A 7,531-nucleotide genomic window follows, 5' to 3' on the forward strand; every position below is an offset into this window, starting at 1 on the left:
GAACACGATTCATCACTGCGAGCAGTTCCCCTCCCACGTACTGCTTCCTGTGATGACAGCGATGGGGTCCCATGCCGGCAAGGCGAATTTGAACAGCTTGCCGCCTGGCTAGCCTACCTCCACTATTTCAAACAAACGGTGATAACAAGCTGCGATCGGTCGGGGAGCCCGTCGCTTCTCACATCAAGCAGCTTGCCCCATCGGCCCGCGTCAATCAGCATGGAATGGGGGTCCATGGATCGGCACATAATGGCGGTGAGACTCACAATTGATGTTTTGCACAGCGGCGTAGGCGCGCTGTCACATTGATTTAAGCAATAGGGAAATTGGGGTGGCAACGCGCCATCATTGAGTGCCGGACCTGCTAGAGAAGCACGGTTGAGTTTCTTTTCAAACAACTTAGCAACGGCACAGAGTTCATCGTTGTACTGTGAATGCGACGAACACACCACCGTGCAGATAGAATGCTGAGACCCGTCGAAATTGGCCACTCCATCTTGAATCAGTCTCAATGTCTGGGAGGCACTCTGAAGTGTGTAATGAACTAGGCCCGATTAAACCGCCAACGCCGCGATACGAAGTGGTTTTGCAGACCGGCTTGCGCGTTCCAATGCGGGACGGCGTTGAGCTCGCCACGGACCTGTATCGGCCTATTGGTTACACTGGGGAACTCGGGTCAATCCTTATCCGAACTCAATACGGTAAGACGCCCTATCGCTGTCCGGTTGAGCCTCGCCACAAAGTGGCAAGAATGTTTGCTGGACAAGGGTTCGCTGTACTTGTGCAGGAGCGTCGTGGCGTCTTCGATTCCGGCGGCGTATTCACGCTCAGGGAACATATAGGGGACGACGGTTATGACACGCTGTCCTGGATTTCGCAGCAGCCATGGTCGAATGGACGCGTGGGCACATATGGGTGCTCGGCGCTTGGTATCGCGCAGGTTTTGCTGGCGCAGTTGTGCCATCCAGCCCACCGATGCGCAATTGCGCAGGGATCGGGCGGCGCGAACGGCTCTGCCGGAGGGCGATATCGCAACGGGGATCTCCGTCTCGGCGGTGCGGTGGAGGTTGCCGCGTTTGTCCCCTGGTTCCACCAAACCGCAGCGAAGGACCGGTCCCGAGTGCAACCGAAAAGCGATGAGGAGTATCAGCGGGCTTTCGCGTCGCTGCCGCTCGTCAACATGCTTAAGAGCCTTGGGGGACCGCCGACTGACTGGGAGGACTGGGTCTCGCGTGACCCAGGCGATCCCTGGGGGGATCGGAATGGGATGCTTAGCGAGGACTCGACCATCGACGTCCCAGCCCTGTTCGTGAACTCGTGGTACGACGTGGGGGCTGCCGACGCGCTTCACCAGCAGCGCGTTTTTAGTGCTCGCGGATTGAGCCCGGCGGCACGCGATCACCAACATATCATTCTGTCGCCAGCCACGCATTGTGGCACCGAGAGTCTCAAAGCCCCGACGGTTATCGGCGAGCGCGAGCTGGGCGACGCGCGCCTGGATTGCTGGCAGATCTACCTGGACTGGTTCGACTGCTGGCTGAACGACAAGCCCGACCGGATCGAGGGAATGCCCCGCGTCCAGTACTACGTGATGGGTCGCAACGAGTGGCGTGCCGCGTCAGAATGGCCCCCTCTTGGTGTGGAACTGCAGCACTGGTTCCTCCGCAGCGGCGGGAATGCCGCGACCCGTCTAGGCGACGGGACTCTTGATGTAGAGCCTCCGAGTGCCGACGAGCCGGCTGACACGTTTACCTACGACCCTGGGGATCCGGCGCCGTTCTTGGGGATGGACGGCGGGAAGTCAAGTGGAACTACTATAGGACCCCGCGATTACCAGGACGTCCAGCTTCGTCCAGACGTCCTCTGCTTCACTTCACCGCCCCTCACAGAGGGCATGGAGGTTACCGGATTTGTCCGGGCGGTCCTCTTCGTCTCTTCTTCGGCCCCGGACACGGACTTCGTGGCCAGACTGTTGGACGTACATCCCGATGGCCGTGCGATTGACGTGGTGGACGGGATACTGCGCGTCCGCTATCGCGAGGGCTTTGATCGGGCTGTTTTCATGGAACCGAGCGTTATATGCAAAATCGAGATTGATCTCGACGCCACAAGTAATTGGTTTCCGGCCGGCCATCAAATTCGCCTGGAAATCACTAGTTCGGCCTTCCCGCGGTTCGACCGCAACCTGAATACGGGAGGTAACAACTGGGACGAAACTGAATGGGTAGTGGCTCGGAACACGATTCATCACTGCGAGCAGTTCCCCTCCCACGTACTGCTTCCTGTGATGACAGCGATGGGGTCCCATGCCGGCAAGGCGAATTTGAACAGCATCGCTAGGTGTTTAGATTGTGGTATTCGGCTTTGCCCCCCGCCTTGAACGGGTTGTTTTGAAGTGCTGCGCTTCGAGATGATGACAAAACGTGGTCTGTGTGAACAGCCACAAGCATCAGGAAAGGAAGCGCAGCATGAAAAATTATGCCGGACTGGACGTCTCCGTGAAAGAGACCACCGTTTGCATCGTGAGAAGGGCGCCGAATTTGCCGAGAGATGAAGGTTGCTAGTCATCCGGACGATCTTGCTGACGCATTGAAGAACCCCGCATGGAATCTCGCCCGGATCAGGCTTGAAGCCGGCCCCTTATCCCAATGGTTGGTCTGGCGGCAGCCGGACTACGTGACCTGTATCGAGCCCCGTCATTCCAAGGCGTTCTCAAGGCACAGGTCAACAAGACCGACCGCAACCATGCTCGCGGCATCGCGCAGATATGCGGGTTAACCTGTTCCGGCCCGTGCATGTCAAGAGTAAGCGGTATTCTCGGGCCACGGCCTTGAGCTCGAGCTTGTTGATGTAGACCCAAGGCAGGAGATCGTCGATCTGGCTGTTGGGGTGGCCGTTGACGATCCTGGTGAGGACATCGGCGAGATAAGCCGAGCGGTTCGACACCATTGAGCTTGCAGGTTTCGATCAGCGAGGCGATGACTGCCCAGTGTTCGGCGCCGCCGTCAGAGCCTGCGAAGAGCGCGTTCTTGCGGTTGAGCGCGAAGACTGATTCATTATGCACCCCCTCTTCAAATGGCGGGAAACAGCGATTTCTGATTATCGTCGTTGATGATACGCGGAGATTTGCGCGCCAAATCGGCCTTGATCCGTTCATCTTCAAGGTCGCTGGCGCGGATCTGGTAGGGCGCGCCGCGCATGACCTGCTCGGCTGGTAATATGCCGTCCCTGACGAACCGGCGGATTTTGACGTGCGACACGCCAAGCTTCGCGGCCGCGTCCGACATGGTAAGCCACTCGCCGTTCTTGTCGGAAGACCGATAGCCGCTGATCTTGTGCACCGTGCGCAGGGATTGGACGCGTCGCGCCGTCCAGGTCTTTCCCTGACCCGTCTTCATGCCCATGCGGTTGAGTGTGGCGGCGATTTCGGCATCCGACCATCGCGTTGCCATGGATCGCATGACCGCCAGAGCCTCCTCAGGCGTACTCTGGCCATGCTCTCCGGATTTGGACTTGCGAACCCTTACCTGGGAATGCTGGCCCCCATGCCAATGGATGGTCAGGATCACATCGCGCGCGTCGTCATCGACGTCCGCCACAATGTCCTTGATGAGCGCGCGCAGCAGTTGCTGACGGAACCGCATATCGACACCCGGCGCATTCCAGGCGGCTTCGAGATCCTGGGCGAGGCCGGTGAAGTCAGGGATCGCGTCGACAGGCTCCATACGCTGGACTTCACTGAGCCGGGCCTCGCAGGTCTCCACGCGCCTGAGCCTAGCTTCCCAGTTCCTCTCGAGCTGGGCCGCTATAAGCCGGTTCTCCGGGTCGCAGGCGGCGTAGCGGCGCTCGGCGAGCGATGCCTCATAGCGTGCCTGCTGCAGGTCCATCTCGATCATCTGCCGCCGCCTGGCTTCGCTCTCCAGCTGCATCTGTTCAGCCTCCAACGCCGCCTCGATCGCCATCGGCGCAACCGCCTCCAAGGCTTCGCGGGCCACCGCCGCATCGGTGCGAAAGCCGTTGAACGACATGCATCGCGCCTGCGCCATCATGGTGTTCTCGCAACGATAGACCGGGTAACCTTGGCCACGTCCGGCATACGTGACAACCAGTCTTCGCCCGCATCGACCACAGGAGAGAAGACCCGGGAGCAACGCGCGACCGCCGCGGCCCGACTTGACGCCGCCGGCTTTGCCATAGGCGTTGGCGGCGAGAAGTTCCTGGTTCCGTTCGTACTCGCTCCATCCGATATAGCCTTCGTGATGCTCCTTGAGCACCACCGCCCAATCGCTGGCCGGCTTGTAATGACCATAGCTCTTGCGGACGCGGCCATCCACGATCTCGGTGCGCTTCTCGCTCTTACCATAGACATAAGCGCCGGCGTAGAACGGGTTCTTCAGGACGGAGATCACGTTGCGGTAGCGGACCGGAACCCAGGCGAAGGACACCATCTTCTTGCCGTCGGAGGGTCTGGGGAAATGCACGCCATCGTCGATCATCGAGATCAGGACCTGGCGGGCACTGCCGAGTTCGCGGAAACGCGCGAATATCAGGCGAATGGTCTCCTGCAGGCGTATATCGGGATCGAACCCGAGACCGTAATCCCGGTGCCAGACGTAGCCGAAGGGCACAGAGATGCGCAGTTCGCCGCGCTGTGCCTTGGCGCGGTCAGCTTCGTACATGCGAGCACGCAGCACCCCGAGTTCGAACTCGCTTATGCTCCCCTTCATGCCGAGCAGCAGGCGATCGTTCGGCAGTCCCGGATCGTAGACTCCGTCCAGATCGATCACCCGTGCATCGACTTCGCCGCACAACTCGAGCAGCCGATGCCAGTCCGGTCCGTTGCGAGACAGGCGGGACGCCTCCAGGCAAAGCACAGCGCCCACATGACCGGTGCACAGATCGTCGACCAGGCGTTCGAAACCGGGACGTTCCACAGCTCCACTTGCGGTGCGTCCCAAGTCCTCGTCGATCACCTCAACCTTGCGGAATCCCCAGCGCCGCGCGACGTCGACCAGCTCATATTGCCGACGCTGGCTCTCAAGATTGAGCTGCACTTGCGCCTGCGTGGACTGACGTACATAGACAACGGCCTTGCGCTTGAGGATGGTGGCCGGAATCAGATTACGGCTCGTCATCGCGGCTCTCCTCCGTCACGATACCGGCGGCGGCCATCAGCACATTGGCGAGCCGGGCGATCACGATCGTTCGTTGCGCTGCGCTCAGCCCGACTAGCTTGTGCGAGTCGAGCGCATGCTGAGCTGGCGAACGATCACGAGAGATCGTGTCGGTGGCGGCAAGGTTCTCATTTTGAGTCTCCCCGATGATGAAACCATCCGGAGAGCCTCGCCGGAAACGGCGCTGGATCAAGAGCTTGTTCAGTTCAAGCAGTGCAGCAAGCGACGCGCGCGGGGAGCCCAGATCCATTGCTGCGCACGGGACTTCGACCTCCTGCCCAACATGGGCAGAATGACCCCGAGATTGCGATCGGACGGATCGAGCGTTCGACGGTGTTGCTGTCGATCTCGATGCGGCCGTCGTCAAGGAAGTGCGAGAGGCCTTCCCAGCGTGAGAGCGTGTAGCGGATTGCCTCTGCGAGCTTGGTCTTCTGACTGATCAGGCCGAGCTTCTCACGCAGCCAGGGTTCGAGATCGGCGACGATGGCGCGGCTTTTGTCCTGACGCATCGCGCGGCGCTCGTTGGCCGATCGGCCACGGATGTCATCCTCGATCTTGTAGAGTTCGGCGATCCGTCTCAGCGCGTCACTGGCGATCGGCGCGGGACCGGCTGCTGCCAGTTCATAAAAGCGCCGACGGACATGCGCCCAGCAGAAGGCGAGCGTGACGCCGCTTTTGTCGGCCAGCACGCGATAGCCGCCATAGCCGTCGACCTGCAAGATTCCGGTGAAGCCTGCGAGATGAGCGATCGGACGCTCGGCCTTTCGGTCCGGCGCATAGACATAGGCGACGCCCGGCGGGTCGCTCCCCTCCCATCGTCGGTCATCGCGGGCATAGGCCCAGAGTTGACCTGTCTTAGTCTTGCCGCGGCCGGGATCGAGCACCGGCGCGGTCGTCTCGTCGGCGAAGAGTTTTGCCGAGGACTTCAGCTTGCCAAGCAGCCGCTCATGCACCGGACGCAGGTGCCAGGCGGCGCGGCCGACCCAGTCGGCGAGCGTAGAGCGATCGAGATTGATACCCTGCCGGGCGTAGATTTGCGCCTGACGATAGAGCGGAAGGTGATCGGCATATTTTGAGACCAGCACCTGGGCGACCGTTGCCTCGGTCGGAAGACCACCCTCGATCAGCCGGGCCGGCGCCGGAAGCCTGAACCACGACGTCCTCGCAGGCGCGGCAGGCATATTTGGGCCGGCGCACGACGATTACACGCAGCTGCGCCGGAACGATGTCGAGCCGCTCGCTCACGTCCTCGCCGATCCGATGCAAGCCATTGCGGCAGCATGGGCAGGCATGGTCCTCGATGTCGACGACCATCTCCACGCGCGGCAGATGGGGTGGCAGCGCGCCCCGGTTGGCCCGGCGCCTCGTGGCCTTTGCTTGCCGCTCGGCGGGAGCAGATTGCTCCTTCTCTTCCTCACCGGCGGCCTCGATCTGCTCCGCCTCTTCGAGCCCCAGCAGCAATTGATCCTCGGGGAGCGTCTCGGCACGCCGGCCGAAGCGGTGACGCTGCAATTCCTTGATGATCTGAATCAGACGGGCATTCTCGACGTCGTGCGCCAGGACCATCGCCTTCAGCGCGTCCGGATCGTCGGGAAGCTGGTCAGCCGTCATCGCCATGAACGGATCAGACCATATTCGCCGACAGCCCGCGACAGCGGAATCTAGGCTGATTCACTTCGTCGCGGGTCAGCCCGCCTGGGCTGGCACGCGGGTCCGGCGCGCCTCATGGACTCGCCGCCAGTCGAGACCTTCGAGTAGCGCCGAGAGCTGCGCGGCCGTCAGCCGCATCATGCCGTCATGCACTTTCGGCCAGCGGAACTCCCCATCCTCCAAACGCTTAGCAGGCAAACCCCGGTGCCATCCCAGAAGATCAGCTTGATCCGGTCAGTCCGCTTCGCCCGGAAGACGTAGACGGCCCCGCTGAACGGATCGGCCCCCATTGTCTCTCGCACCAGCGCCGCCAATCCCTCCGCACCCTTGCGGAAGTCGACGGGCTTCGTCGCCACCATGACCTTGACCGCACCCGTCGGCCCGATCACGACGTCGCCTTCAGCGCGCGGATCACTGCGGCCACCGTCTTGGTATCGGCGCCCCGGCCGACGCGCATCGCGATGCCGTCGATCTCAAGCTCGATCATGCCGGCATCTCGGGTGGCTTGCCGTTTCCGCTGCTTCGGTGAACGGCTGGCTGCAGGTTCCGCCGCCGCCACAACCGCCGGCACAAAGGCAGGAGAATCTTGCTGCACCGAAGCGGCCTGTTTGCGCGCTTCGCGGCGCCAGGCGAAGACCTGCTGCGGCCTGAGACCATAACGGCGGGCGACCTCCGAAATGATCGCCTTCGGCCCCAGCGTCTCTGCG

At 61.6% G+C, this 7,531-nt stretch carries 4 protein-coding genes and 4 pseudogenes; 2 read left to right on the forward strand and 6 right to left on the reverse strand.

The genetic code is table 11. The features are described 5' to 3' along the window. Window positions 1-580: 580 nt before the first annotated feature. Together EN925_RS15270 and EN925_RS40710 are read left to right on the forward strand one after the other, a co-directional pair. Window positions 581-2,380: a CocE/NonD family hydrolase gene (locus EN925_RS15270; protein ID WP_164894221.1), complete on the forward strand. Its 1,800-nt coding sequence runs from the start codon at window positions 581-583 to the stop codon at window positions 2,378-2,380. Window positions 2,381-2,468: 88 nt separating this feature from the next. Continuing rightward, window positions 2,469-2,806, forward strand: a pseudogene (locus EN925_RS40710) (IS110 family transposase); the annotation flags it as partial. A gap of 44 nt (window positions 2,807-2,850) precedes the next feature. On the opposite strand, the pseudogene EN925_RS15280 reads toward EN925_RS40710, so the two are convergent. The 6 genes and pseudogenes from EN925_RS15280 to EN925_RS15300 form a co-directional block, all read right to left on the reverse strand. Continuing rightward, a pseudogene (locus EN925_RS15280) lies at window positions 2,851-3,043 on the reverse strand (transposase domain-containing protein); the annotation flags it as partial. 28 nt (window positions 3,044-3,071) lie between these two features. Continuing rightward, on the reverse strand, window positions 3,072-5,135 hold the full coding sequence (locus EN925_RS15285; protein ID WP_063169338.1) for a recombinase family protein: 2,064 nt from the start codon (window positions 5,133-5,135) through the stop codon (window positions 3,072-3,074). Beyond that, window positions 5,122-5,424, reverse strand: coding sequence for a hypothetical protein (locus EN925_RS39665; RefSeq protein ID WP_063169337.1), 303 nt, complete (start codon window positions 5,422-5,424; stop codon window positions 5,122-5,124). The genes EN925_RS15285 and EN925_RS39665 overlap by 14 nt, the downstream gene beginning before the upstream one ends. A gap of 49 nt (window positions 5,425-5,473) precedes the next feature. After that, a pseudogene (locus EN925_RS15290) lies at window positions 5,474-6,791 on the reverse strand (IS66 family transposase); the annotation flags it as partial. Between the two features lie 69 nt (window positions 6,792-6,860). Further along, window positions 6,861-7,213: pseudogene (gene tnpB, locus EN925_RS15295) on the reverse strand (IS66 family insertion sequence element accessory protein TnpB). Next, window positions 7,210-7,531 (reverse strand): transposase (locus EN925_RS15300; RefSeq protein WP_128336663.1); only part of this gene is annotated, 322 nt, incomplete at its 5' end. The pseudogene tnpB and the gene EN925_RS15300, both read right to left, overlap by 4 nt.

It is taken from the genome of Mesorhizobium sp. M7A.F.Ca.US.006.04.2.1 (assembly GCF_004022915.1).
Taxonomy (GTDB): domain Bacteria; phylum Pseudomonadota; class Alphaproteobacteria; order Rhizobiales; family Rhizobiaceae; genus Mesorhizobium; species Mesorhizobium ciceri.

Bases quoted from the DNA above. Each gene is read 5' to 3' on its own strand.
- EN925_RS15285 (WP_063169338.1), bottom strand. From the start codon at position 5,135: ATGACGAGCCGTAATCTGATTCCGGCCACCATCCTCAAGCGCAAGGCC.
- EN925_RS39665 (WP_063169337.1), bottom strand. From the start codon at position 5,424: ATGGATCTGGGCTCCCCGCGCGCGTCGCTTGCTGCACTGCTTGAACTG.